Genomic DNA, 25110 nt, shown 5'->3' on the forward strand with positions numbered 1-25110 from the left:
CGCCGGCCTCCCGTGTACGGCGCCTCGCCTACTTGCGCTGCATCTCCACGACAGTCGGCTTGCCATTGACGTTGTCGAATGTGACCGACACCGATTCGCCTTCCTTGAAATGCTTCAACGAGGCGGGATCCTTGACCGGGAACGCCATGGTCATGGCGGACATGCCGAGGTTCTCGATCGGGTCATGCCTGAGGGTGACTTTGCCGGCCTTCATATCGATCTTCTTGATTTCCGCCGCTACAGGGCGAGGCGCCTGCTTCGATCCCGTCGACGGCTTCTTGTCCATGCCGTCCATCGATCCTGCAGCGAATGCCGCCGGCGTGGCAGCGAGGGCCAGCACGATTGCGAGCGTCTTGAAGCGTTTCATTCTGATTTCTCCTGAAGCGAGGGTTGAGTGGAAAGAGTGGGTCTTGTCTTGCGCCTGCGTATCAGCAGGTATGCCGCCGGCACAACAAACAGGGACAGCAACGGCGCAGTCACCATGCCGCCGACCATCGGCGCGGCAATGCGCTGCATGACTTCCGAGCCGGTGCCATGCGACCACATGATAGGAATCAGGCCGGCGAGAATCACCGCGACCGTCATGGCTTTGGGGCGCACGCGCAGTACCGCGCCTTCCTGGATGGCTTCCATCAGGGCCGCCGGGCTGGTCTCGCCTCGATCCTCGCGCTCGCGCCAGGCCTGCTTCAGGTAGAGCAGCATGATCACGCCAAACTCTGCCGCCACCCCGGCCAGCGCAATGAAGCCAACCACGCCGGCCACTGACAGGTTGTAGCCCAGCAGGTAAAGCAGCCAGAAGCCGCCGATCAGCGCCAGCGGCAGCGTGCCCATGATAAGCAGCGCTTCGTCGAGACGGCCGAACACCAGGTAGAGCAAGACGAAGATGATCAGCAACGTGAACGGCACCACCACCTTCAGCTTCGCCGTGGCCCGCTCCAGGTACTCGAACTGCCCCGACCAACTGAGGGAGTAACCCGCCGGCATCGGCACCGCCTTGGCCACGGCGGCCTGCATGTCCTGGACGGCCGAGCGCAGGTCGCGTCCGCGGATATCCACGTACACCCAGCCGGACAGGCGGGCGTCTTCGCTGCGCAGCATCGGTGGTCCCTGCACCACCTGGATACGCGCAACATCGGCCAGGACGATCTGCTGGCCCCGGTCGGTGACGATGGGGAGGTTGCGCAGTTGCTCGACCGATTCGCGGTAGTCGCGCGGGTAACGCACATTGATGGGAAAACGCGCCAGCCCGTCGACGACTTCCCCCACGTTGTCACCGCCGATCGCCGACGATACGATGCGCTGGACATCCTCGATGTTCAGGCCATACCGGCCGGCCGCCATGCGATCGATGTCGACGTCGATATAGCGGCCTCCGGTCAGCCGTTCGGCGAGCGCCGAGGTGACGCCAGGCACCGTCCTGACGGCGTCTTCGATGCGCGTGGCAAGACGGTCGATTTCCTTCAGGTCAGCGCCGGCCACCTTGATGCCCACCGGGCTCTTGATGCCGGTGGCGAGCATGTCGATGCGGTTGCGGATCGGCGGCACCCAGATATTGGACAGCCCCGGCACCCTCACCACCCGGTCGAGTTCCTCCACCAGCTTGTCGGCCGTCATGCCGGCACGCCACTGGTCACGCGGCTTGAACTGGATGGTGGTCTCGAACATCTCGATCGGCGCCGGATCGGTCGCGGTATCCGCGCGGCCCGCCTTGCCGAACACGGTGGCCACCTCCGGCACGGTCTTGATCATGCGGTCGGTCTGTTGCAGCAACTGCGCAGCCTTGCCGACGGACAGCCCCGGCAGCGCCGACGGCATGTACAGCAGGTCGCCCTCGTCGAGGGGCGGCATGAACTCGCCGCCGATTCGCATGATCGGCCACGCGGTCGCAAGCAACAGCAGCGCGGCAATCGCCACGGTGGCCCTGGGATAGGCAAGCACCCTGGCCAGCACGGGCTGGTAGGCACGGATCAGCCATCGGCTGAGCGGATTCGACTGCTCGGCAGGAATCCTGCCGCGGATCATGTAACCCATCAGGACCGGCACCAGGGTCACGGACAGTCCCGCCGCCGCGGCCATGGAGTAGGTCTTGGTGTAGGCCAGCGGCGAAAACAGCCTGCCCTCCTGCGCCTCGAGCGTGAACACCGGGATAAACGACAGCGTGATGATCAGCAACGACAGGAACAGCGCCGGCCCGACCTCGGCTGCCGCCTCGCCAATCACACTCCAGCGCTCGTGCCCGCCCAGCTCACGGCCGGGATTGTCCGCATGCCAGTGCTCCAGGTGCTTGTGCGCGTTCTCGATCATGACAACCGCGGCATCGACCATGGCGCCGATGGCGATGGCGATGCCGCCCAGCGACATGATGTCGGCATTGACGCCCTGGTATCGCATGACCAGGAACGCGGCCAGCACACCCAGCGGCAATGAAACGATGGCCACCAGCGCGGAGCGCAGGTGGAACAGGAAGGCCAGGCAGACCAGCGCGACGACGATAAACTCTTCGACCAGCTTGTGCGTCAGGTTTTCCACCGCCCGGTTGATCAGGGCGGACCGGTCGTAGGTGGTGACGATCTGCACGCCAGCCGGCAGGCTCTTCTGCAATGTGGCGAGCCTGGCCTTGACCGCCTCGATGGTTTCCAGCGCGTTCTTGCCCGAGCGCATCACGATGACGCCGCCGGCAACCTCTCCCTGGCCGTCGAGCTCGGCAATGCCGCGCCGCATTTCGGGACCGAGCTGGATGACGGCGACATCGCCCAGCCGCACCGGGATGCCGGCCTCGCTGGTCACCAGCGGGACCTGCCGGAAATCATCGAGTGTCTTCAGGTACCCGCTGGCGCGGACCATGTACTCGGCTTCCCCAAGCTCCAGCACCGAGCCGCCGGTTTCCTGGTTGGCCCCCTTGAGCGCCGCCAGCACCCTAGCCTGCGACAGGTTGTAGGCGCGCAACCGATCCGGCATCAGCACGATCTGGTACTGCCTGACCATGCCGCCCAGCGAGGCGACCTCGGCGACATTGGGCAGCGATTTCAGCTCGAAGCGCAGGAACCAGTCCTGCAGCGCGCGCAATTGGCTCAGGTCATGCTGCCCGGTCTTGTCCACCAGCGCGTACTCGTAAATCCAGCCGACGCCGGTGGCGTCCGGCCCCAGTGCCGGCCTGGCGGCGGCGGGCAAGCGGGATTGCACCTGGTTCAGGTATTCCAGCACCCGCGACCGCGCCCAATAGAGGTCGGTGCCGTCCTCGAACAGCACGTAAACAAAGGAGTCGCCAAAGAATGAATAGCCGCGCACGGTCCTGGCGCCGGGCACCGACAGCATGGTGGTGGTCAGCGGATAGGTGACCTGGTTCTCGACAATCTGAGGCGCCTGGCCGGGAAACGGCGTGCGGATGATGACCTGCACGTCGGACAGGTCCGGCAATGCATCAAGCGGTGTGCTGCGCGCCGCCCACAGTCCCCATGCGGTCACGATGACCGTGACCAGCAGCACCAGGAAGCGGTTGCGGATGGACGCGAGAATGAGCCGGGCGATCATGGCCTGGCCCCCTGGGGGACGCCTGCCGGCTCGACCGAAGACAGGATCGCCGTGCCGTCCTTGTCCAGGTAGAAGCGGAAGCGAATCCGGTCACCGGGCTTGAGCCCTTTGGGCAGCCCGGCAGGCGGCGCGGCAAAATCCATGGTCATCGCGCCCCACTGTACCGAGGGGATGGGGCCGTGCGAGATCGTCAGGCTCTCGGGGCCGCTTTTGGTGACGTTGATTGCCTCGATGCGGCCGAGCCCCTCGTGCCCGGGCGTAGCCGCCGCCGGCGCGGAAGCCGCCGGTGAGGCATCCATGCGCCCCGCGGTGCCGCGCAGGCTGGCCTCCGAATCGATCAGGAATTGCCCGGAGGTGACCACCTTCTGGCCCGCCTGGAGCCCGTCCAGCACCTCGACCATGCCCGCGCCCTCGCGTCCGGTCTTGATGTCGGTTGCCACAAAGCCTGCCGTGCCGGCATCCACCATGACGATGCTGCGCCGGCCGGTGCGGATGACGGATTCCAGGGGAATCATCAGCACCTCTTTCTGGTCGCCGCTGTCGAAACGGGCCGTCACGAACATGCCCGGCAACAGCTGCCGGCCCTGGTTGGGCAGGACAATGCGCACCTTGATGGTACGCGTGGCCGGATTGACGTCCGGCAGGACGGTATCGATCTTGCCGGCAAGTGGCTCGGTTGCGCCGGTGGGCAATACCTTGACCGCCTGGCCGGGAGCGATCGCACGGGCCTGGCCCTCCGGAACCTCTGCAATCACCCAGATCCGGCTCAGGTCGGCCAGGCGGAACAGTGTCGTGCCTGGGGAGACCGTCATGCCCTCGCGGACTGCAACCTCGGTCACGACGCCGTCCACCGAACTCACGATCCCAGGATGGGGCTGGAGCTTGCCCGACGACTCGACTGCGCTGACCTGGCCTGGCGTCATGCCTGCCTGCAGCATGCGGGCCCTGGCCGCACCGCGCAGGTCGGCCCGGCCATCGGTGGCCATGCGGGCCACGGCGAGGTATTCCTCTTGCGCGGCGATCCAGTCGGGCGAATACACAGTCACAAGGACTTGCCCGCGCCGAACCGGATCGAGGGTTGCCTTGACCGCGACATGCTGAACGAAGCCGCTGGTTCGTGCCTGAATCACCTGGACACTGCGTTCGTCGATGGCGACATTGCCTGGCGCCTCGAGCACGGCGCTGATCCGGCTGGTCCTGACCTCCGCCGTGCGGATGCCCAGGTTCTGCGCGACTCGGCTGTCGACCACGACACCGTGACTGCCGCTGCCTCCCCCTTCCCCATCGGCGTAGACCGGCACGAGCTGCATATCCATGAAGGGAGACTTGCCCGGCTTGTCGAAGCGCTGGCCGGGCACCATCGGATCGTGCCAGTACAGGATCTTCTTGCCGGTCTTCGGATCGATGTCTCCGGCCTTGAGCGCGGACCCGCCGCCGGGTGCTCCCGATCGGGCAAGCTGTGTCCCGCGCGTGACGCCAAGATGATAGGCGCCATAGATGGCGGCGCCGGCGAGAATGAGGGCCGCGGCCGCTGCAATGACTGCTTTCTTCATTTCAGATCCTTGATGGCCGGCCCGGTCTGCGCGGTTGGCAGCGGGATCAGGAAGGCCAGATCGGCCCAGAGCTTAGCCGTCCTGGCCTCCAATGCCAGCCGTTCCGCCGCCAGGTCGATGGCGCGATGGTTGGCCTCGGCGACAGCGAGCAGCGACCCGGTATTGGCCCGGTAGGCGGTGAGCGCTGCATCCGCTTGCGCGCTGGCGAGCGGCAGGGTCTTCTCGTCGTAGCGCTTGAGCCGCGCCAGGTTGCGCTGCAGTTCGGCGAGCCTGGCGCCCACCATGGCCTGCGTGTTGCGGCGGATGATTTCGAACCTGGCGCGCGCCTCATTGGCCTGTGCGAGCCTGGCTGCGACGTCGCGGTCCTGGCGATTGCCGCGGTCCCACGGTACCGGGAAGCTGACGTTGAGCGACCCCATGTTGGAGTACGCCGGGCCGCGCTGGCTATACATCAGCTCGACCGTCACATCCGGCTTCCGGGCTTCGGTCGCCACCTGGATCTCCGACTCCGCCAGGTCCACTTCGCGCTGCGCCGCCGTCACCTCAGGCACCGCGTCGAACTCGCCTTGCACCAGATGCTGGATGCCTTGTGGCACGTCGAGCGGCGGGCGCTCCGACAACGGGCGCCTGGCCGCTGGCCCGACCCAGCGCTCAAGACTGAGCATGGCAGTGGCAACCGCGGCACGGTTTTCGTCCTGGCGATCGTGCAGCTTCTCGATTTCGAGCTCCATCGCCAGGACATCCGCACGCGAGCCACGTCCGCTGCGATAGGCGGCCGTCGCCGCCTGGAGCGCAAGTTCCAGCGGGTGGAGGTGGTGGCCGAGGAGGACGGCGGTCTGCTCGGCGTACCACCGCTCGAGCCAGGCACCGACCGCATTGCGCTGCACGCTGGCCAGTCCGACGGCACGTTTCGCCTCGGCTGCAGTCGCCTCGGCTGCGGAACGCGCCGCCCTTGCGCGCCGCTTGTCCGCGCGCGTGAATTCCTGCATCACGCTGACGGACCGCATAGTCATGAAATCCCGGGTCAGCGAGAACTGGTCCGGCCCGTTCAGAGGGACGTTGTTCAGCCCGAGCTTGAGCACCGGGTCCGGCAGCTGGCCGGCGGCGACCGCCATCTGCGCGGCCGACTCGACGGCTCCGGGAGAGGATTCGGCATTCCCCGCGTGGGCGGTCGCGAGCGCAACGGTTTCCTCGAGGGAAAGCGTTGGAACCGCTTGCGCAGCCGCGGCGTGCAGCCACACTGGCGCGCACAGCAGCGCCAGTGTCAGGCGACGAAAAAAATGCATAAAGCCTCCGTTAGCGACGACAGCTGCGCCCGGGTCTGGCGGGGCAGCACTGAATGGACGTCGATCCGGAGGCTACGTTTGAAAACTGCAGTGAAGGATATTCAGGGCCGGCGGGCCGCGGGCTTCCACTTCTGCGCGCAGCGCGACGCGAACATCGGCAAGGACCACGCGCGTGGGCTCCACGATGCTCTTCAGCACCGGCAGGAATGCGGGAAGCTGCGCAGGGGCATGGTCCGCACTCTTGGAATCGGCCTGGCAGTGCGCCTGGCATAGCCCGCTCTGGTCAACGCCCTGGCCGTCGCTGTCAGGCGCCATGTCCGCACACGATTCGGTCATTGCCGCCGCCGTGCCGCTGGCTTCCAGCTGGTAGCGGATGCCGGTACAGGCGTACGCGGCCGCTGCCAGCTGAACTGTCAGGAATACAACCAGCAGGAGGCCGGCAAAGACGGGGTGCCGGCGAAAAGATTGGCGCAAGAGTGATGTGCGGGTGGCGTGCGTGTCGGAAGGATACTGCGTTTTTGGCCGATCGAGCTGCCTGTTGGCGAATGCCAGGGCATGCCAGCGTGAATGCACAGCGAAACGAAAACGAAAACACAAAACCGTGCAAAAACGCCGAAACCATCGGGGAATCCCCTTAGCGCCCCACACCACATTGTTTAGAGTGTTTACTCTAGAATGGGGCGCGAATGATGCAACGCAGCACTCCGGGTGTCTCCTGTTTCCTTCGACGCACCCCGGTCGTGCGTTTACGAGCAAACGTGTCGCCGGGCACCATGCCCAGGCGGACCCCAAGGAAACCATTGCATGCCCGTTTTCGCGCCCGATCCGTTCGCGGTCACCCACGGCAGCGGCTTCGCTGACTGCTTCGCCTACTCCAGCATCCTGTTTGCCGGCTTCCAGCGGATCGCCGAACTGAACCTGCAGACCGCACAGGCGGCCTTCGAGGAAAGCCAGCAACGCATGCAGGCGCTGCTGGCCAGCAGGGACCTGCGCAAGGTCCTCGACATGCAGAACGGCCTGACGCCCGTTGCCGCCGACAAGGCCTGCGCCTACACGCGGCAGGTGTGCGAAATCGCGTCCGAAACGCAGGCCGGGCTTGCCCAGCTGGCGCAGGCCCGCTTCCAGCAAGCAGTCGAACTTGCGCAATCCAGGCTGAGCCACGCCACCACGTCGGCTGTCGCCGGGCGAGTCGCCGCATAAACCACGGCCGCCGGACGTGCCGCGCCGCTTGCCGCCCCCTGCCGCGGCGGCGGCGCCACGTCCGCGCGCAAGAGAGAAGTATGCAATGAAGGTGCTGTTGATTGAAGCCCACGCTTTGCTGCGGGTGGCGTTGCGCAGGACGCTGGAAGATGTCGGGGCCGGCGGCGAGGTCGTCACCGTCGACCCGGCGGAACTCGCAGGGTGCCGCGCTGCCGGCGAAGCCATCGCATTGGTCGTGCTCGGCCTGCCGGAGGATCCGGAGGCGGCATGGCAGCTGCTATGCCAGGTCGGCAGGACCTGGCCCGCGGCGCGGGTCCTGGTACTGTCCGACATCGCGCCCGGGAACTGGGTCGATGACAAGGTCACGGCGGGCGTCGTGGGTTGCCTGCCGAAATCGGTACGGCCCGATGTTCTGGAAGCATCGATCCGGCTGGTCGCCAACGGATACCAGGTCAGCCTGGGTCCGTTCAGCCAGCGGCCGGGGAATGCACCGGGGATTGCGCCGGCATCGCACGATGGCACGCGCAAAGGCAGTGCCGGGACTGCCCTTGCAAATGCGGAGCGCCGCGCCCAAGGCAGCACCGCCGCCAATGCGGATACCGTGGCCGACTCCCGTGCGCCCGGCGAAGCGCGGTTGCTCGGCCTCACGCCGCGCCAGTACGAAATCCTCGTACTGCTCGCACGCGGCTATCCCGCCAAGACCATCAGCCGGCAGCTGAACGTTTCCGTGGCGACGGTCAAGTGCCATTGCAACGCCCTTTACAAGGCCCTCGGCGTACGCAGCAAGGGCGAGGCCGTCCACGTGGCGCTGCAACGTGGCGCGCGCCTGGGGCAGGCAATGGGTCTCGGCCCGGGGCAACCGGTACTGAAGCCCGTGGCAAGCCCACCGCAGCCGGCGCCACACGCTGCTGTCGCGGATCCTGAGGATTGCGCCGCGCTGTAGCGGGGCGGAACAGAGAAGGCCCGCCGCAAGCGGCGGGCCTTCTCCCCGGGCGCTCGGGGCCCGGACAGGTGTGGCTGGCCAGCCCGCCCACCGTGGCAGCCAGTGCCATGGCCGGCGAGCTGGTGTCATTCCATGACTTACAGGCGCCATGGGTAAGCCCGCCGGCCGGCGACGTAGCCAGGCCGGGGCGCTCAGGCCTGTCGTCAGTACGGCGGGTTGACCACGACGTACTGCGGGCCCTGCGGCATGTACCAGGTATTGCCGCATTGCTGGTACACCATGCCGCCGTAGTTGACCGGCACGCAGCTCGGCGGGACCGAGCGCACGATGGAGCCCACCACCGCCGACGTTACCGCCACCGTGGCGGTCACCGCGGCGGCCGTCGCCACCGGGTGGTAATCGTTGTCCCAGCCGCAGCAGCCGCCGTGGCTGTCGACGTTCACGTTGACGTTGCGGTTCGTATTGACGTTGACGTTGCGGTTGGCGTTGACGTTATTGACGCTGGTGTTGCGGACGTTGTTGGTACGCACGTCGGCACGCTGGTTGTTCACCTGTCGCGCTTCGCGGTTACCGCCGCCGGCAGCGGCGCGCTGCCCGCCGCCAGCGTGTCCGCCGCCTACGGCATGTCCGCCACCGCCGCCATGCCCGCCGCCACCGCGGGCGGCCTCGGCCACCGGTGCCCAGCCGGACGCCACCAGCACGAGCGCGGCCGTGCACACTGCGAGCGGCTTTGCGAATGTGTAGGTCATGGCAATGCTCCTTTTGTCCATTGCGCCGTTACCGGGTGGCCTTCAGGGGAACGAACTCCGCCTTCCTGGCGTCCTTGGGCGGCGCGAAGGCGAACGCTGAATTGCCGAACTTCGGATTCAGGTTCCACTTGTAGAACGTGACCGATTGCGGCCTGGCCTCGTCGGACCGGTTGGTGATGACGAGCTTGCGCGGCAGCGGACGGTTGCCGGCGGCGATCCAGATCTGCCAGTCGAGCTGGCCCTGGCGGAAGACATAGTGATCGCACAGTTCGCCGCCAACGATATCCTGGCCAGCGTTCATCGCCGATTCCATGTTATCCAGCGGCGCCGCGGGCGTGCCCCACAGGAACAGGTCGGCCGAAGGAATCTCGACGCCAAAGCGTTCGCGCAGCCGCTGCGCCAGCACGCCCAGGTTGTCGCTGAAGTCGGCCTGCGAATACGACTTCTGCGCCGGAGAGTAGAGCGTGACTTTTTTGCCGTCATAGATCAGGTCGCGCTGCGAGCGCGCGCTGCGCATCTCCGCGCGCAGCCGGTCCGGCCGCTGCACATCCAGATCCGCCGTGGCGGTGTGCTGCAGTTTCTGGCCGTCCTGCAGCACCCGTTCACCCGACAGGTCGATAAAGACAGCGAACTGGCGCAGCGACTGCAGGTACTTGCCCATGTCGTTGAGCGCCTGGATCGCGGCGGGGTCGACTGCGTTCGGCTGGGGTTGTGCCTGAGCCTGAGCCTTGCTGGCCGGAGCCGGCGCCGCGGCGGATGCTGCCGATGTGGCAGGCGCAGCGGGTGGCGGCGCGGGCGGCGTGCTGCTGCAGGCCGCCAGCGCAATGACGAGCAGGGTCAGGGCCGGTATGCGTGTCATGGTGAACTCCCGGTTGACTGGACAATTCGCCCGGCCGCGTGCGGTTTCAGGCCAGCGATGAAGATGCTGGGGAATCTTCTATGACGGGAGGGGGGAAGTGAAGTGAATCTTTTTGTGGCTGCGCTAAGCCGTGTTGCAGGGAATTGGAATTGGCCGAACTAGCGGTGGGAATGGAGATCCGATATTGGCTGGAATGCCGCGCAAGTGATGCCGGATTTACTTTGCTGGAAGCAAGAGGTTAGCGTTGCTCGCGCATGGATACCGCCACCACGGCGCCAGAGAGCATCGTGAGTCCGGCGATGGCATAAATGGCAGCGGAAAATCCGAACCGGTCAGCGATCAGGCCCGCGCTCAATGCGCCGATCGCGTAGCCCAGATCACGCCAGAACCGATAGACGCTGAGCGACCGCGCGCGCCAGGCCGGGTGCGACGCGTCGGAAACGGCGGCGATCAGACTTGGGTAGACCATCGCTGTCCCAATCCCAAGCAGCACGGCCGCCAGCACCCACCATGCGAACTGCCCCGTGGCGGCGGTCAGGAACAGACCGAGCGCCTGCACCCACATGCCCCACACAATCAGTCCCTTGCGTCCCCACCGGTCGCTGAGCGGACCGGTGATGATCTGACCGACACCCCAGACCACGGGATAGACCGCCTTCAGGATGCCAATACGCTCGACGCCCAGACCCAGCCCGGCAAAGAACAGCGGGAAAATGCCCCAGCTCATGCCATCGTTGAGATTGTTGACGAGCCCGGCCTGCGATGCGGCAAACAGGTTCCGATCCCTGAAAGACGTGAGCACGAAGACTTCGCGGAACGACAAAGGTCGCGTTGCATCCGCCTGGCCACCCACTTCAACGCGCACGTGATGGCGCGTGTCGCGCACCACCAGGATGGAAAGCAAGGTGCCCGCAATGGCATAGAACGCACCCACGTAGATAGGCACCGGGCGCAGTCCATGGCGGCTGGCAAGATAGCCTGTCAGGAAGGCGGTCAGCCCCACAGCAAGGTAGCCCGCGAATTCGTTCAGGCCCACCGCCAGGCCACGCCCCTTCGGCCCCACCAGGTCGATCTTCATGATCACGGTCATTGACCACGCGAAGCCCTGGCTCAGGCCCAGCAATACATTAGCGGCAATGACCCATTCCCAACCCGGTGCCGCGATGATCATGAACGGCACCGGCAAGCCGGTCAGCCAGCCAATGACCAGCACGCGCTTGCGGCCCCAGGCGTCTGCGAGCTGTCCGGAGACCAGGTTGGCACACGCTTTCACCAGGCCAAAGCTCACAATGAACGACGTGATCAGTGTCGTGGAGTGAATGTGGAACGTCTCCGACCCGATCAGTGGCACCACCGTCCGCTCGACCCCGACCATGCCACCGACAAACGCATTGATCAGGATAAGCAGTGAAAACTGTCGCCAGTTCTCGCGCAAGCCGAGTCGAACACCTGCTTTGACCGAAGCAGTATCTGCCGGCAAATTGTTCATATCGTTCATGTCGCCCGTCAGCCCGCTAGCGGCTGTTGCCAGCCGCCCGGCGCGCGTTTGCCAGGCGCGTCGCGCACCGTTCGACCGGCAGTCTGCCTTGCTTCAGTCGCGGCATCCCGCCCTTCATGCCCGCGTCGTTGACAGGGCTTTGACCAGTTCCTCGACTTTGAACGGCTTTTGGCAGCGCGGAACATTGCGATAGGCCGGCGCGATGACATAGGATCTCTCCCCGTGCAGGTCTATGTCGGGAAGCGCGGCGTCTAGCGTCGTGCCTTGGCTCCCAATCAATGCGAGGGCGTCATCAGCCCAACCGACCAGTCCAATTACCGCGGCGCATTCGCCCTCGAGCAAGAACATGATTGCCTGGCTAACGCCGTAGTCGGCCTCGATGACCAGGATACGGCGTCCCTTCAGCGTTGGCACATGGTCCATGGGCGCCTCCCGTCAAGCTTCCTTCCGTTGCTGCACGACGGTGATGGCGTCGATCTCCATCGGGTCACCGATATCGCGGTTTGCTGGGCGTGTCTTCTCCTCGCCTGTCCCTCTGAGGGTACTACTTTATCCCTCCCTTGGGATCGGAAGTGGCCGGAAGTACGGAGAGAACTCATGGCCCCTGGTCACAGTGCCGCCGCAAGCGGCGTGCCGTCCGCGATGCGCGTCCCTTGCACGTGCCGCTGTCGTATTTCCCACGTAAAATCCACCGGCCCCTGCCATCTGCCGGCACCATGTCTTTACATTTGGGATGTACGTCGATCTCCTCACTCTTTACCTCCTGGCAATCGGAACCCTTCTCGCCAGTGCCGGAATGACGTACTGGGAGCATCGGTCCCATCCCACGCACGGCAAGGCATTGCGGACCCTGGCTGCAGGCTTCGCGGTGCTCGCAACCGGCTGTACAGCAGTGCTGTTCCGTCGCGACCTGCCCGGCGAGATGGGCTCTGCCCTCAGCAATCTCTGCATTCTCAGCGGTTACGTGCTGGTCCTCGCCGCGGTCGCTTCGTTGCGTGGGCGCCAGTATCGCGCCACATCAGCCGCCGTGCTCATCGGCATGGCGCTGTTGTGGGCGGTGGCGGGCACGCGCTGGCCGGAGGTCATGTGGAACTACGTCAGCTCGTTTCCGATCGCGGTGGTCAGCGCGCTGACCGTACTCGAGATGCTGCGCTGCGAGCCGATGAAAGCGCTGCATGCGCGCCGCATCGTCGTAGCGGTGACGGGGATCCATGCGCTTTTCTATGCCATCCGGGCCTGTGTCCTGCCATGGCTGGTGATGGCATACGGACCGTCGCTCCAGTCGATGGCCAGCAAGATCACCGTCTACGAGGGCGTGCTGTACTCGGTCCTGCTGCCAATGGCCCTGCTCAGGCTCGTGCGTGAGGAGACCCATGGCCAGCTGTTGCGCGAATCCCAGACCGACTACCTGACCCGGCTCGGCAACCGCCGCTGGTTCTTTGAAGAAGGCGTACGCCTGCTCGGCCACGCAAGCAACTCCGGTCCGGTTGCCTTGCTCGCGTTCGACCTCGACCAATTCAAGGCGATCAACGACCGGCACGGGCACCAGGCGGGCGACAAGGTGCTGAAGTCCTTTGCGGAAGCCGCCCGCGGCGTCCTTGGTCCCCACGTGCTGCTGGCGCGCATCGGCGGAGAAGAGTTCGCGGCGCTGCTATGCGGCGAAGATGCACGCCGCGCCCGTGCGCTGGGAGAGGCCGTCGCCAGGCGCTTCGCCGGAGCCATTCCCGACCGCATTGACAGCAACCGGATACCGGCAACGGTCAGCATTGGCCTGGCGCAGTTCGACAGCGCAGTGCCGGCGCTGGCCGACGGGCTTGCCGCCGCGGACCGCGCGCTGTACCGCGCGAAATCGCTGGGGGGCAATCGGCTTGAATCGGCGCTATCTGTCGAAGAGTCGGCGGCGGCCTGACGCATCGCTGGCCGCAGCCCTGCCCGGCATCGTCAGCGTGCGTTGTACTGTTCATCGCTGACCTTCTCCATCCAGTTGACATTCTTGCCGTCGACGGTGCCGGTCACGGCCAGGTGGGTCATCGCGGTAGCGGGCGCCGCGCCGTGCCAGTGCTTGACCCCGGGCTGGCACCAGACCACGTCGCCGGGACGGATTTCCTGGATGGGCTTGCCCCACTCCTGCGTCAGCCCCGCGCCCGAGACCACCACTAGCCGCTGGCCCGCCGGGTGTGTATGCCATGCGGAGCGCGCACCGGGCTCGAACGTCACCATCGCGCCGGAAGCTGTGAGGTGCTTGTCGGCAGGCCAGACCGGATCGATGCGCGCACGGCCGGTGAAATAGTCCGCCGGGCCCGCCAGGGACGGCTGGGAACCGGCGCGCGAAATCTGCTGGCCGGATGCCGCGGTGCCCGCCTGCGGGTCGGCTGCCGCCGCTGCCGTGGCCTGCAGCGCAGCCGCGCACAGCGCAAGTCTTGCAAGGGAGATCTTCATGACGGAGGCCTTTCCTGGTTGGGGGGATAGTGAAGTCGAGCTGACCTGCAACGCGTCAGGCGCGGGGCACTGAACGCACCGGCAGGCTGCGGATGCGCTGTCCGGTCGCGGCGAAAATCGCATTGCACAGCGCCGGCGCCACCGGCGGCACGGGCGGCTCGCCGACACCGCCCGGGGGCAGTGCGTGGTTGTCGTTCACCAGGTGGGTACGGACCACGCGCGGCGAGCCGAGGTGGCGCAGCACCTCGTAGTCGTGGAAGTTGCTTTGCTGTACACGGCCCTTTTCGAAGCTGATTTCGCCCTTCAGCGCGAGGCTCAGCCCCATGATGGCGCCGCCCTCCATCTGCGCGCGGATACGCTCGGGGTTGATCTGCGGGCCGCAGTCCATCGCCATGTCCACCGCCAGCACCTGTACCTCGCCGCGCCCGTCGACCGCCACCTCGATCACCGTGGCTGTGTAGCTGAGGAAGCTGTAGCAGAACGCCAGCCCCAGGCCATGGCCCCTGGGCAGCTTGCGGCCCCAGCCCGCCCCGCGCGTGGCGGCCTCGATCACCGCGCGCAGGCGTCCGGTGTCGAAGGGATAGCGCGCGGGCGATTCGGTGTAATTCCATGTGTCGGCCATGGCGCCGGGATCGATCCTGCGCGCGGGGCCGATCAGTTCAAGCGCGAACTGTTTATGGTCGCGTCCGGCGCGGTGCGCCAGCTCGGCGATAAAGCTCTGCGCGGCAAAGGCGTGCGGGATGTTGGCCACCGAGCGGAACCAGCCGATGCGCGCATGCGCCGGCACCTCGGCCGTTTCGATGCGCACGCTGGGGATGCGATACGGCATGTTGATCGCGGACATCGCCGATTCGAACAACTGCTGGCCGCGTGCCTCGCTGGAGAACAGCGAGGCGATGGTCGGCGCGGCGCTGCGGTGCAGCCACGACGCGGGTCGTCCGTTGGCGACCACCGCCTCCAGGCGCTCCACCGATATGGTATGCAGGTAGTCATGGCGGATGTCGTCGTCGCGCGTCCATACCAGCTTGACCGGCGTGCCCTCGGGCATGGCACGCGCGACGATGGCCGCTTCGTCCACGAAGTCAGGCTTGGACTTGCGGCCGAAGCCGCCGCCCAGCAGCAGCACATTCACCCGCACCTGCTCCGGCGCGAGCTTGAGCCGGGCCGCCACGGCGGTTTGCGCCGCGGCGGGATTCTGGATGGACGTCCAGACCTCGGCACGGCCGCCCTGGATCCGCACCGTCGCCACCGGCGGCTCCATCGACGCGTGGGCCAGGTGCGGAATGTAGTATTCGGCGGCAAAGCGGTCCGATGCGGGCGCCTTGTGCCACGCCTGCAGCGCGTTGCCGTCGCTGCGCACGACCTTGCCCGGCACGCGCGCGGCAGCTTCCAGTGTTTTCCGGAACGCTGCGGAGTCATAGGCGCCATTGAGCCCATCGTCCCATTCGATATCCAGCACTGCGCGGCCCTGCATGGCCGACCACGTGTTGCGCGCGACCACGGCCACGCCGCCCAGCGGCTGGAAGGCCGGGGCGCCGCTGAAGGCCGGGATCTCCACAACCTTGAGCACGCCGGGCACCGCCAGCGCCTTGCTGCTATCGAGCCGGCGCAGCTTGCCGCCGACCACCGGCGGGCGCGCCACCACGGCGTAGACCATGCCGGGCAGGCGCATGTCCATGCCATAGCGCGCTTCGCCCTTGCCGATGGCCTCAAGATCGACCAGCCGCACCGTGTCCTTGCCGATATAGCGGAAATCCGCCGGCGTCTTGAGCCGCAGCGCATCGCCGCCGGGCACCGGTTGCCTGGCGGCGTCGGCGGCGAGTTCGCCAAAACCGAGGCGCCGGCCGGTCTGCGCATGGATGACCTCGTGCCGGACCGCGCGCACCTGCGCCACCGGCACCGACCAGCGCGCCGCCGCCGCCGCTTCGAGCATCTGCCGGGCCGCGGCGCCCACGCGGCGCATTGGCACCAGGAAATGGCGCACGCTGCGCGAGCCGTCCACGTTCTGGTTGCCGTAGCGCTTCTCGTCGGCCTCGGCCTGCACTACCTTCACGCGCTCCCAGCGGCATTCCATTTCGTCGGCAACGACCATCGGCAGGGTGGTACGCACACCGGTGCCCATCTCGGCGCGATGCGCGACGATAGTGACCGTGCCGTCTGTCGCAATGGAGACGAAGGCGAGCGGGCTGTCGACGGTGCCGCCGGGCATGGTATCGGCGCCATAGCGCTTGCCTGGCGCCTCGGCCGCCTCCGCCGCCGACGCGAGCCGGACCACGCCGTCCGGCGCCACCGCCAGCGACAGCGCGCCCAGGCCGCCCTGCAAGAAGGCGCGCCGCGAAATCCGTGCGGACGTGCTCATCGCTTGCTCCCTTGCCCCAGCTGGCTGGCCGCTTGCAGGATGGCGGCGCGAATGCGCGGGTACGTGCCGCAGCGGCAGATATTGCCGCTCATGGCCCCGTCGACCTGGCGCGGCGTCGGCTTCGGCGTAGCCTTCAGCAGGCTCACGGCGGACATGATCTGCCCCGCCTGGCAATAGCCGCACTGGGCCACGTTGTGTTCGATCCAGGCCTGCTGCACCACCCGGCCCACCGGGTCGGCGGCCATGCCCTCGACCGTCGACACGGCATGGCCGGCCACGGCCGACACCGGGGTCACGCAGGCACGGGCAGGCGCGCCATCCACGTGGACCGTACATGCGCCGCACAGCGCCATGCCGCAACCGAACTTGGTGCCGGTCATGCCGAGTTCGTCGCGCAACACCCAGAGCATGGGCATGTCGTCGGGAACGTTGACGTCCCTGGGCTGGCCGTTGATTCGAAGTCGAGCCATAGCGAGATAAAGTACTGGTTGTTAACCGGTGGAAGCGGTGGAAGCGCAGGCGGCCCGGATGCGGGACCCTCTCCCGCATGCCATGCCTGCGCGAAAGCCCGATGGTAGGGCTTGTGCCGCGGCAGATCATTAGCCTGCGCGGCATGTGTCTATGAATCCAGCTCATCAATGCGCAAGGTATTGCGCAAAAGCCAAGACCCCATGGCCCGCGACAACATCAACGACATCCTTGCCTTCCTGGCAGTCGCCCGCGAACGCAGCTTCACGCGCGCGGCGGCGCGGCTGGGGGTTTCGCAATCGGCGCTGAGCCATGCCATGCGCGCACTGGAAACGCGGCTGGGCGTGCGCCTGCTGACACGGACGACGCGCAGCGTAGCGCCGACGGAGGCCGGCGAACGGCTGCTCCAGACCGTGGCGCCCCGCGTCCAGGAAATCGAAGCGGAAATCGCGGCGGTCAGCGAACTGGGCGCCAGGCCGGCCGGCACGATCCGGATCACCGCGATCGACCACGTGATCGACAGCGTCCTGTGGCCGCGCCTGGCCACGGTACTGTCAAGCTATCCGGACCTGCGCGTGGAAATGAGCGCCGACTACCGCCTGGTCGACATTGCCGCCGAACAATTCGATATCGGCGTGCGCTACGGCGACCAGGTGGCCAAGGACATGGTTGCCGTCAGGCTCACGGAAGATGTGAAGATGATGATCGTCGGCGCCCCGGGCTATTTCGCCTCGCGCGGCGTGCCGGCGACGGTGCGTGACCTGCTCGCGCACAATTGCATTACGCTCAGGCTCGCCGGCGGCGGCATCTATGCGTGGGAGCTGACCCGCGAGGGCCAGTTGTTCGAGGTCAAGGTCAGCGGGCAGGCGACCTGCAACGGCGTCTACCAGATGTTGCGCGCGGCGCTCGAAGGCTGCGGGCTGGCCTTCGTTCCCGAGGACCTAGCCGGCCCGTATGTTCGCGCGGGCTGCCTGCGCAGCGTGCTCGAGGACTGGTGCCCGAAGTTTCCGGGCCTGCACGCCTATTACCCAAGCGCGCGCCACTCGTCGCGTGCGCTGCGGATCGTGATCGATGCCATCCGGTATCGCGGCGACGCCGTATTGCCCGCAACACGCTCAGCCGGGTAATGCACGGCGGCAAGCGTTTCACCCACCGTCTACCCCTTCTCCGAACTGCCGGCAAAGCGCTCGATCTTGCTGGTCAGGCCCGACACCACCAGCAGGTCGCCGGGCAGCACCATGGTGGCCGCCGTGGCGTGCTCGAACTCCGCGTTGCCGCGCTTGATGCCCACCACCGTCACGCCGAATTGCTCCCGGACATGGGACATCAGCAAAGTCTTGTTATGGGTGGATGGCGGCGCATGGATCCGCGCGATGGCGAAGCCGTCGTCGAACTCGATGAAATCGATCATCTTGCCGGTGATCAGGTGGGCAACCCGCGCGCCCATGTCCGCTTCCGGATAGACGACGTGGTGCGCACCGATGCGCTCCGCGATCTGCCCGTGCTCGGCCGTAAACGCCTTGACCCAGATGTCCTGGATCTGCAGCTCGGTCAGCGCCATCAGCGTCATCAGGCTGGACGACATGTCGGTGCCGATGCCCACGATGGCATGTGAAAAATCCGCCACCCCCAGCTGGCGCATGACATTGACATCGGTCGAGTCGGCCTGGATCGCGCAGGTCAGCACATTGGACCAGCGCTGCACCAGCTCGGGATCGCGGTCGATGCCCATGACATCATGTCCCAGCCGCATCAGCGACTGCGCCACGGAACCGCCGAAGCGCCCCAACCCGATCACGGCCACGCTATCGCCTGCCGAGAAGGCGAACTGTTCGGAAAACAATCTAGCCAACAATTGGATGCTCCTCGGGGTAACGGTACGGCGTACGGCGCTCGCCCATGGCAAGGGATACCGCGAGCGTGATGGTGCCGACCCGGCCGGCATACATCAGCCCGGCCAGGATCAGCTGGGCGGAAGCCGGGAGGTCGGCGGTGATGCCGGTCGACAGGCCCGCGGAACCGAAGGCCGCGATGACCTCGAAGATGACCTGGTCGGTCGGGAATTCCGTGACAAACAGGATGGCCAGCGTCCCGATCGTCGTCAGCGCGCTGCCCAGCACCAGCACCGTGATCGCCTGCCGCTGCGCCGAACTGCTGACGCGGCGCCCGAAGGCTTCGCTGTCGCCGCGCCCGCGGATCTCGGCAATCACCAGCAGCGCCAGGATCGCGATGGTGCCGACCTTGACGCCGCCCGCGGTACTGGCGCTGCCGCCGCCGACAAACATCAGGAAGTAATGCAGCGCCATGCTTTCATGGGTCAGGCCGCCGATGTCGATGGTGTTGAAGCCGACGGTGCGCGCGGAGACCGAGGCAAAGGCCGCCGACAACAGCTTCTGCCCCGCGGCCATCGGGCCGAGCGTGCGTGCGTTGGTCCACTCGAACATCAGCACGCCGGCCAGGCCCACCAGGAACAACACCCCGGTGGTGGCCAGCGTCAGCTTGCTGTGCAGCGACCAGCGGTGCGGGCGGAAAGTCTTGTTGCGCAGGTCGTGCAGCACCGGGAAGCCGATGCCGCCGACCAGCGCCGCCACCATGACCGGCAGCAGCACCCACTGGTCGGCCGCATAGCGGACCAGGCTGTCGGCATGTGTCGAGAAGCCGGCATTGTTGTAGGCGGAAATGGCGTGGAACAGCCCGTTCCAGGCGGCGTCGCCCCACGGCGCGCCATAGACGGAATGCAGCCGCCACGCCAGCCAGGCGGCCAGCAACAGCTCCATCCCGATCGTCACCAGCAGCACCAGCCTGGCCACGCCGACGATATCGCCAAGCCCGATCGCGCGGGTCTCGGCCTGGGTCAGCAGCTTGGTGCGCAGCCTCAGCGAGCGGTTGACCATCAGCCCCAGCAGCGTCGATGCCGTCATCATGCCGAATCCGCCAAGCTGGAACAGGACCATGATGACCGCCTGGCCAAAGCCGGACCAGTACGTGCCGGTATCGACCACGGTCAGCCCGGCCACGCACACCGCGGACACCGCCGTGAAGAACGCGGTCAGCCACGGCACGCTGCCGCCGCCGTCGCGCGACCAGGGCAGCATCAGCAGCACGCTGCCCGCCACGATGGCCAGCAGGAACCCCATGGCGACGGCGCGGGCAGGATGCAGGGAAGCTCTCATGCAGGCATTGTGTGCCTTGGCGCGGCACAAATCCATGTGTGCAGCGCAGCACGGCCCCCCCCCTTTTCTGGCTCTGGGGATTTCCCGATGGTTGCCCGATGGTTCCCCGAGCGCGGCGGCGCCGGCACAGCGAGCCGTCCCTACGATGGACAAACCCTTGCGGATTGCCGAGACTGGCGCAGATCCGCGTGCGTCGCCTCTGAGCCGCCCCCTGCCATGCCACCCTTGTCCGCGCCTCCTTTACTCGATGCAACGCTTCGCACCGTCGCCCGCCGCTATCGCTTGCCGGCAAGTGCCACCGCAATTTCCGAACTGCAGTCGACCAGCCCGGCAACGACGCTCGCGCTTGCGATCGAGCAGGCTCGTGCAGCCGTGGCACGCGGCGAAACGCCAGCAGCGCCACTCAAAGACCGCTTCATCGATGCGCTCGCGCACCTGATCCGCGAAGCGCTGCGCGCGGATGCGGGCGACCCGGTGTTCCAGGCCATGGTCATGCGGCACCGGGCGGCGCATGTGCGCGAGTACGCATCGCTGTCCGCGGGCGCCGGCCAGGACCGCCGCGAAGTCCAGGCGGCCGTCAACGCGATCGCCCATCCGGGCCGGCAGCAACGCCTCGTGCCAGGCCCGTGGCGCGAGGCATTGGCCCGGCTCCATGCCTGCGCCGCCGCGTCATCATGGTCCGCGCTGCACGATGCCGTGCGAAGCCTGCCCGATATGCCGGGGACGGCGAATGGCGGCCCGGGCCTGGCCAGGCTGCTCGACAATCCCGCGCTGAAGCGCTTGCAGCGTCTTGAAGCGCTGGCCTTGGATGACCTGGTCCGCCAGTACCAGATGCTGTGGGAGCGGCATGGCCCGCGCTCCGGAAGCGCCAGCGCCAGTGCGCAAGGCGTTGCCGCCCGGCAGCGTGGCGCTGCCACCGAAGCACAGGCCGCACAGGCACTTGAGGCGCTGGCGCGGCGACTCAACGAGTCCGAGACGGCGCCGGCGTCATACCGCGTCGTGACCTCGATGCGCGTACCGGCTTCGATCCCCGCCACGCATGAACGCGCCAAGACCGAATGGGATGCGGTGCTGCTCAGGCAAGTGCTGCCGATGGAGAAAACACCGGCCTGGGAGATCTGCCTGCTCGCGGAGGCCAAGGCCTCCGTCGATGCCGCCACCACCGACCTGCCCAGGCTGCTGCGCGGCTTGCGCTTGCTGGCGCATGCCGACAAGGACGCGGTCTATGCGTTCGAGACGCAGCAAGGCGTGGTAAGCCTGCATGGTGCCTCGCTCCGCGCGCTGTGTACCGACGCGGCCAGCCTTGCCGGCACGGTGCTGTATTGCTGCGATGCGCCTGCCGAAGCCGGGGCCGGGGCCCGCCTGCTCGGCGCCGCCAGCCGGATGCAACTGCTGTCGGCGCAGGCCAGCCTTGAATTCGCCAGCGCGCTGGCGCAAGCGCAAACCGCGGATTCAGCCGTGCTTGCGCCGGTCTGGCAACAGCTATTGGAATCGCCCCGCTGGCACAGCGTACTCAACCAATACCCGACGCTGTGGCAAGTGCGCGAATTGATGGTCCATCCAGACGACCTGATGGCCGCGATAAAAAACGGGGCCGGCGCCTGACGTGCCAGGATGTCGTGACGCTGACCTACTGCGCGAACAACGTCATCTGCCCCGTCAGCAGCCGCTCGAAATCGTCGTCCAGGAACGGCAGGATCGCATCGGCAATCGGCTGCAACTGCTTGCCGACGTAGTGTACATAGTCGATCGGCGCGGATCGGCACTCGAGGGGCTCCGGCCCCGCCGTGGTCATCACATAGCTGATCCAGCCGCCCTGCTGGTACTGGCGCGGGCGCCCGTGGCGCTCGTTGTAGTCATCGGCGATGCGGGCAGCCCGCACGTGCGGCGGCACGTTGCGCTGGTACTCCTCCAGCTTGCGCCGCAGCCGCTTGCGATAGACCAGCTGTTCGTCGAGCTCTCCCGCCAGCGTACGGCGCACGATGTCGCGCACATAGTCCTGGTACGGCTCGCGGTTGAAGATCCTTGCGTACAGCGTCTGCTGGAACTGCTGCGCGAGCGGCGACCAGTCCGTGCGCACCGTCTCGAGCCCCTTGAACACCATCTCGACGGTGCCGTCCGGCCGCTCCACCTGGCCGGCGTAGCGCTTCTTGCTGCCGAGATCGGTGCCGCGAATGGTCGGCATCAGGAAACGGCGGAAGTGCGTTTCGAACTGCAGTTCGAGCGCGCTTTCCAGGCCATAGGTCTGCCACAGGTGATCGCGCCACCAGTCGTTGATATAGGCCACCAGGCTGCGGCCGATCTGCTGCGCGTCGGCTTCGGTGCGCGCGCGGCGCAGCCAGACGAAGGTGGAATCGGTGTCGCCATAGATCACCTCGTAGCCGCGCGCCTCGACCAGCGCGCGCGTCTGCCGCATGATCTCGTGCCCGCGCATGGTGATCGACGAGGCCAGCCGCGGATCGAAGAAGCGGCACCCGCTGGAGCCGAGCACGCCGTAGAACGCATTCATGATGATCTTGAGCGCCTGCGCGAGCGGTTTGTTGCGCTCGCGCTTGGCCGCCTCGCGGCCCTGCCAGACCCGGGCGACGATCGCCGGCAGGCAATGCTTCGTCCGCGAGAAGCGCGCGCCGCGGAAGCCGGGGACCGAGTCGGCATCGTCAGGATGCGCCAGCCCCTCGACCAGGCCGATCGGATCGATCAGGAAGGTGCGGATGATCGACGGATAAAGGCTCTTGTAGTCCAGCACCAGCACCGATTCATAGAGTCCCGGCCGCGAATCCATGACGAAGCCGCCGGGGCTGGCTTCCGGCGCCAGTTCGCCGAGGTTGGGCGCGACATAGCCCTGGCGGTGCATCAGCGGCATGTAGAGATGCGTGAAGGCCGCGACCGAACCGCCGCTGCGGTCGGCCGGCAGGCCCGTGACCGTGGCGCGCTCCAGCAGGAACGACAGCAGCTCCGCTTTCTCGAAGATCCGCGTCACCAGTTCGCAATCGCGCAGGTTGTAGCGTGCGAGCGCCGGCTTGTCCTGCTCGAACATGCGGTCGATGGCATCCATGCGGTCGTACGGGTTGTCGATCGCCTTGCCTTCGCCGAGCAGCGCCTGGGCCACCGCTTCGAGACTGAACGACGGGAAGCTCCACGTGGCGGAACGCAGCGCCTCGATGCCGTCGATGATCAGCCGGCCCGGCGCGCCGGCAAAGTAATGCTGCTGCGCGTTGTGCTCGCGCCATTCGAGTTCCGCACCGCCGCGGCCGAGGCGCAGCGGCAACTGGAACCGCCGTGCATGCTCGACCAGCACGCGCAGGTCGAACTGCACCAGGTTCCAGCCGATGATCGCGTCGGGGTCGTGATGGGCCAGCCACTGGTTCAGCTTCTCCAGCAACGCTGGCCGTGTCGCGCAGTATTCGAGCGAGAAATCGACATCGGCCGGCTCCTGCGGCGCAGCGCCCAGCATATAGACCTGGCGCTGGCCGCAGCCTTCGAGCGCAATCGAATAGAGCTCGCCGAATGCGTTGGTTTCGATATCGAGCGAAGCCAGCCGTAGCGCGGGCCGGAAGTCCGCCGCGGGTTTCAGTTGGGCGTTGCACAGCACGCCGTCGCCGTCAGGTTCGCCCTCGAACCAGACCGGGGCCGTGATGAAGCGCTCCATCAGGTAGCGCTCGGGCGGGCGGATATCGGCTTCGTAAATGTCGATGCCGGCCTCGCGCAGCGAACGGCCAAGCTGGATCAGCTGCCGATGCTGCTGGCAATACAGGCCCATGACCGCCCTGCCCCGGAAGTCCTGCAGCTTGAGCGGACGCAACTCGGTCCCGCGCTCGCGGCGCAGCAGCGCCTCGGCCCGCTCGCATTGTGCTTCAGGGATGAATGCAATCGACGGCTGATACGGCAGCCGCAGCCGGCGTGGCCCGTCGTCGGTGGCCAGCCAGACTTCGACCTCGGTGCCGGCCGGGGTATCGCGCCAATGTCGGGTCAGGATGAAACCCTGGTGGAGTGCCACGCTTTATGCCTTTTGGGATGTAACCACTATCGCGGTGATTTTAGCGAAGCGAGAGGCGTCCTCGACCCCGCGCGACCATGTGCGCGACAATGCCCCTCATGAAACCAAAGTTTCATTCAGAATTTTGTTTGACACCAAAGTTTCATGCGCCTATATTTCTGAAACCGAAGTTTCATTCGGACCCGACCATGACCTCATCGTTGCAAGACAAAATCCTCACGCTGAACGACCAGCTCACCGAAAGCGAGCGCCGCCTGGCCGCCGTGACCCTGGAGTGCATCGGCAGCCTTGCCGCCTACTCGGCCACCGAGCTGGCGCATAAGGCCGGCGTGTCCAAGGCGACCGCCGGCCGGTTCTTCCGCCGCCTCGGCTACGAGAACTTCAACGAGGTCCGCGCCCTGCTGCGCGACGAAGCCGACCGCGGCTCGCCCCTGTACGAGCTGGCCGGCGTGCAGGCACCTGCCGACGACCAGGCGCCGCTGGCGCGCCATCTTGCCAACGACCTGCAAAACCTCGCCCAGACGTTCGACCGCCTGAACCCGGCCGATGTCGAGCGCGCCGTCTCGCTATTCGCCGGCGCGGGGCGGGTCTTTATCGCCGGCTTCCGCAACGGCCGCGTGCTGGCGCAGTACGCGTGGGCGCTGCTGACCCAATTGCGGCCGGGCGTGACGCTGGCCCCTGGCGCTGGCCTGAACCTTGCCGAAGACCTGGCCGACCTCGGCGCCAACGACGTGCTGCTGGTCATGGACTTCCGCCGGCGCGTGACACTGCTGTGGCCAATGGTGGCGCATGCCAACCGCGTCGGCGCCAAGGTCGTGATCCTGACCGACCCCAGCGCGACGGACCTGCCGGCGCGCTCCGACGTGGTGCTTCGCTGCGTCAACCACGGCGCGGCGGTATTCGACTCCTATGTCGCGGCCGTCAGCCTGATCAACCACCTTTGCACAAGCCTCGCGCTGATCCTCGGCGACGCGGCGCGCGAGCGGCTCGAGGAAATCGAATCGCTCCACGACCACTACGGCGACCTCCATCGCTAGATCCCAACCCAGGAGACT

The 25110-nt window shown here is 66.7% G+C and carries 21 protein-coding genes; 6 read left to right on the forward strand and 15 right to left on the reverse strand.

Going from position 1 to position 25110, the window contains the following annotated elements; all coding sequences use genetic code 11:
- Nucleotides 1–28: 28 nt before the first annotated feature.
- From ACIP1U_RS14055 to ACIP1U_RS14075, 5 genes are all read right to left on the reverse strand, one after another.
- The gene (locus ACIP1U_RS14055) at nt 29–367 is read right to left on the reverse strand and encodes a copper-binding protein (protein WP_400315789.1); all 339 of its coding nucleotides are present in this window, start codon (nt 365–367) and stop codon (nt 29–31) included.
- Nucleotides 364–3531: an efflux RND transporter permease subunit gene (locus ACIP1U_RS14060; RefSeq protein WP_400315791.1), complete on the reverse strand. Its 3168-nt coding sequence runs from the start codon at nt 3529–3531 to the stop codon at nt 364–366. Before ACIP1U_RS14060 ends, ACIP1U_RS14055 begins: the two co-directional genes overlap by 4 nt.
- Nucleotides 3528–5084 carry an efflux RND transporter periplasmic adaptor subunit gene (locus ACIP1U_RS14065; RefSeq protein WP_400315794.1) on the reverse strand — a complete coding sequence of 519 codons (1557 nt, stop codon included), beginning with the start codon at nt 5082–5084 and terminating at the stop codon, nt 3528–3530. The genes ACIP1U_RS14060 and ACIP1U_RS14065 overlap by 4 nt, the downstream gene beginning before the upstream one ends.
- Nucleotides 5081–6370, reverse strand: a complete 1290-nt coding sequence (locus ACIP1U_RS14070) for a TolC family protein (protein ID WP_400315796.1) — start codon at nt 6368–6370, stop codon at nt 5081–5083. The genes ACIP1U_RS14065 and ACIP1U_RS14070 overlap by 4 nt, the downstream gene beginning before the upstream one ends.
- Before the next feature lie 72 nt (nt 6371–6442).
- Complete coding sequence (locus tag ACIP1U_RS14075) at nt 6443–6844, reverse strand: hypothetical protein (protein ID WP_400315799.1); 402 nt, start codon at nt 6842–6844, stop codon at nt 6443–6445.
- 330 nt (nt 6845–7174) lie between these two features.
- Between ACIP1U_RS14075 and phaP the strand changes: the two genes are divergently transcribed.
- Nucleotides 7175–7570 (forward strand): TIGR01841 family phasin, encoded by a 396-nt coding sequence (phaP, locus tag ACIP1U_RS14080; RefSeq protein ID WP_400315801.1) that lies wholly within the window; start codon nt 7175–7177, stop codon nt 7568–7570.
- An 85-nt stretch (nt 7571–7655) separates the two neighbouring features.
- Nucleotides 7656–8513 carry a DNA-binding response regulator gene (locus ACIP1U_RS14085; RefSeq protein WP_400315804.1) on the forward strand — a complete coding sequence of 286 codons (858 nt, stop codon included), beginning with the start codon at nt 7656–7658 and terminating at the stop codon, nt 8511–8513.
- Nucleotides 8514–8716: 203 nt separating this feature from the next.
- Here the strand turns inward: ACIP1U_RS14085 and ACIP1U_RS14090 are convergent, their stop codons facing one another.
- The 4 genes from ACIP1U_RS14090 to ACIP1U_RS14105 form a co-directional block, all read right to left on the reverse strand.
- Nucleotides 8717–9262, reverse strand: a complete 546-nt coding sequence (locus tag ACIP1U_RS14090) for a hypothetical protein (RefSeq protein ID WP_400315806.1) — start codon at nt 9260–9262, stop codon at nt 8717–8719.
- 28 nt (nt 9263–9290) lie between these two features.
- Nucleotides 9291–10121 carry a DUF2092 domain-containing protein gene (locus tag ACIP1U_RS14095; protein ID WP_400315809.1) on the reverse strand — a complete coding sequence of 277 codons (831 nt, stop codon included), beginning with the start codon at nt 10119–10121 and terminating at the stop codon, nt 9291–9293.
- 238 nt (nt 10122–10359) lie between these two features.
- Nucleotides 10360–11610, reverse strand: a complete 1251-nt coding sequence (locus ACIP1U_RS14100) for an MFS transporter (protein WP_400316088.1) — start codon at nt 11608–11610, stop codon at nt 10360–10362.
- Between the two features lie 123 nt (nt 11611–11733).
- Nucleotides 11734–12042, reverse strand: a complete 309-nt coding sequence (locus tag ACIP1U_RS14105) for a hypothetical protein (protein ID WP_400315812.1) — start codon at nt 12040–12042, stop codon at nt 11734–11736.
- A gap of 310 nt (nt 12043–12352) precedes the next feature.
- Between ACIP1U_RS14105 and ACIP1U_RS14110 the strand changes: the two genes are divergently transcribed.
- Nucleotides 12353–13528, forward strand: coding sequence for a diguanylate cyclase domain-containing protein (locus tag ACIP1U_RS14110; protein WP_400315815.1), 1176 nt, complete (start codon nt 12353–12355; stop codon nt 13526–13528).
- Nucleotides 13529–13560: 32 nt separating this feature from the next.
- Here the strand turns inward: ACIP1U_RS14110 and ACIP1U_RS14115 are convergent, their stop codons facing one another.
- Genes ACIP1U_RS14115 through ACIP1U_RS14125 form a run of 3 tightly spaced genes read right to left on the reverse strand, consistent with a single transcriptional unit; the run spans nt 13561 to nt 16887 of the window.
- Nucleotides 13561–14058, reverse strand: coding sequence for a cupin domain-containing protein (locus ACIP1U_RS14115; RefSeq protein ID WP_400315817.1), 498 nt, complete (start codon nt 14056–14058; stop codon nt 13561–13563).
- A gap of 55 nt (nt 14059–14113) precedes the next feature.
- Nucleotides 14114–16417: a molybdopterin cofactor-binding domain-containing protein gene (locus ACIP1U_RS14120; RefSeq protein ID WP_400315819.1), complete on the reverse strand. Its 2304-nt coding sequence runs from the start codon at nt 16415–16417 to the stop codon at nt 14114–14116.
- Nucleotides 16414–16887 carry a (2Fe-2S)-binding protein gene (locus ACIP1U_RS14125; RefSeq protein WP_400315821.1) on the reverse strand — a complete coding sequence of 158 codons (474 nt, stop codon included), beginning with the start codon at nt 16885–16887 and terminating at the stop codon, nt 16414–16416. Before ACIP1U_RS14125 ends, ACIP1U_RS14120 begins: the two co-directional genes overlap by 4 nt.
- A 201-nt stretch (nt 16888–17088) precedes the next feature.
- On the opposite strand from ACIP1U_RS14125, the gene ACIP1U_RS14130 reads away from it, so the two are divergent.
- A complete protein-coding gene (locus ACIP1U_RS14130; RefSeq protein ID WP_400315823.1) occupies nt 17089–18012 on the forward strand; it encodes a LysR family transcriptional regulator in 924 nt (307 codons plus the stop codon).
- Nucleotides 18013–18041: 29 nt separating this feature from the next.
- On the opposite strand, the gene ACIP1U_RS14135 is transcribed toward ACIP1U_RS14130, so the two are convergent.
- Together ACIP1U_RS14135 and ACIP1U_RS14140 are read right to left on the reverse strand one after the other, a co-directional pair.
- Nucleotides 18042–18740, reverse strand: coding sequence for a potassium channel family protein (locus ACIP1U_RS14135; protein ID WP_400315826.1), 699 nt, complete (start codon nt 18738–18740; stop codon nt 18042–18044).
- Nucleotides 18730–20058, reverse strand: a complete 1329-nt coding sequence (locus ACIP1U_RS14140) for a TrkH family potassium uptake protein (RefSeq protein WP_400315829.1) — start codon at nt 20056–20058, stop codon at nt 18730–18732. The genes ACIP1U_RS14135 and ACIP1U_RS14140 overlap by 11 nt, the downstream gene beginning before the upstream one ends.
- A gap of 216 nt (nt 20059–20274) precedes the next feature.
- Between ACIP1U_RS14140 and ACIP1U_RS14145 the strand changes: the two genes are divergently transcribed.
- Complete coding sequence (locus ACIP1U_RS14145; RefSeq protein ID WP_400315832.1) at nt 20275–21663, forward strand: 3-deoxy-D-arabino-heptulosonate 7-phosphate synthase; 1389 nt, start codon at nt 20275–20277, stop codon at nt 21661–21663.
- A 25-nt stretch (nt 21664–21688) separates the two neighbouring features.
- On the opposite strand, the gene ACIP1U_RS14150 is transcribed toward ACIP1U_RS14145, so the two are convergent.
- Nucleotides 21689–24055, reverse strand: a complete 2367-nt coding sequence (locus tag ACIP1U_RS14150; protein ID WP_400315835.1) for a DNA polymerase II — start codon at nt 24053–24055, stop codon at nt 21689–21691.
- 188 nt (nt 24056–24243) lie between these two features.
- On the opposite strand from ACIP1U_RS14150, the gene ACIP1U_RS14155 reads away from it, so the two are divergent.
- Nucleotides 24244–25092, forward strand: coding sequence for a MurR/RpiR family transcriptional regulator (locus ACIP1U_RS14155; RefSeq protein ID WP_400315837.1), 849 nt, complete (start codon nt 24244–24246; stop codon nt 25090–25092).
- Nucleotides 25093–25110 lie beyond the last annotated feature (18 nt).

It is taken from the genome of Cupriavidus sp. NPDC089707 (assembly GCF_044748965.1).
In the GTDB taxonomy this organism is placed as follows: Bacteria; Pseudomonadota; Gammaproteobacteria; order Burkholderiales; family Burkholderiaceae; genus Cupriavidus.

Coding starts and splice junctions, on each gene's coding strand:
- ACIP1U_RS14070 (WP_400315796.1), bottom strand. CDS start 6,370: ATGCATTTTTTTCGTCGCCTGACACTGGCGCTGCTGTGCGCGCCAGTG.
- ACIP1U_RS14055 (WP_400315789.1), bottom strand. CDS start 367: ATGAAACGCTTCAAGACGCTCGCAATCGTGCTGGCCCTCGCTGCCACG.
- ACIP1U_RS14085 (WP_400315804.1), top strand. CDS start 7,656: ATGAAGGTGCTGTTGATTGAAGCCCACGCTTTGCTGCGGGTGGCGTTG.
- ACIP1U_RS14100 (WP_400316088.1), bottom strand. CDS start 11,610: ATGAACAATTTGCCGGCAGATACTGCTTCGGTCAAAGCAGGTGTTCGA.
- ACIP1U_RS14155 (WP_400315837.1), top strand. CDS start 24,244: ATGACCTCATCGTTGCAAGACAAAATCCTCACGCTGAACGACCAGCTC.
- ACIP1U_RS14140 (WP_400315829.1), bottom strand. CDS start 20,058: ATGAGAGCTTCCCTGCATCCTGCCCGCGCCGTCGCCATGGGGTTCCTG.
- ACIP1U_RS14060 (WP_400315791.1), bottom strand. CDS start 3,531: ATGATCGCCCGGCTCATTCTCGCGTCCATCCGCAACCGCTTCCTGGTG.
- ACIP1U_RS14065 (WP_400315794.1), bottom strand. CDS start 5,084: ATGAAGAAAGCAGTCATTGCAGCGGCCGCGGCCCTCATTCTCGCCGGC.
- ACIP1U_RS14105 (WP_400315812.1), bottom strand. CDS start 12,042: ATGGACCATGTGCCAACGCTGAAGGGACGCCGTATCCTGGTCATCGAG.
- ACIP1U_RS14145 (WP_400315832.1), top strand. CDS start 20,275: ATGCCACCCTTGTCCGCGCCTCCTTTACTCGATGCAACGCTTCGCACC.
- ACIP1U_RS14110 (WP_400315815.1), top strand. CDS start 12,353: ATGTACGTCGATCTCCTCACTCTTTACCTCCTGGCAATCGGAACCCTT.
- ACIP1U_RS14125 (WP_400315821.1), bottom strand. CDS start 16,887: ATGGCTCGACTTCGAATCAACGGCCAGCCCAGGGACGTCAACGTTCCC.
- ACIP1U_RS14095 (WP_400315809.1), bottom strand. CDS start 10,121: ATGACACGCATACCGGCCCTGACCCTGCTCGTCATTGCGCTGGCGGCC.
- phaP (WP_400315801.1), top strand. CDS start 7,175: ATGCCCGTTTTCGCGCCCGATCCGTTCGCGGTCACCCACGGCAGCGGC.
- ACIP1U_RS14090 (WP_400315806.1), bottom strand. CDS start 9,262: ATGACCTACACATTCGCAAAGCCGCTCGCAGTGTGCACGGCCGCGCTC.
- ACIP1U_RS14120 (WP_400315819.1), bottom strand. CDS start 16,417: ATGAGCACGTCCGCACGGATTTCGCGGCGCGCCTTCTTGCAGGGCGGC.
- ACIP1U_RS14115 (WP_400315817.1), bottom strand. CDS start 14,058: ATGAAGATCTCCCTTGCAAGACTTGCGCTGTGCGCGGCTGCGCTGCAG.
- ACIP1U_RS14130 (WP_400315823.1), top strand. CDS start 17,089: ATGGCCCGCGACAACATCAACGACATCCTTGCCTTCCTGGCAGTCGCC.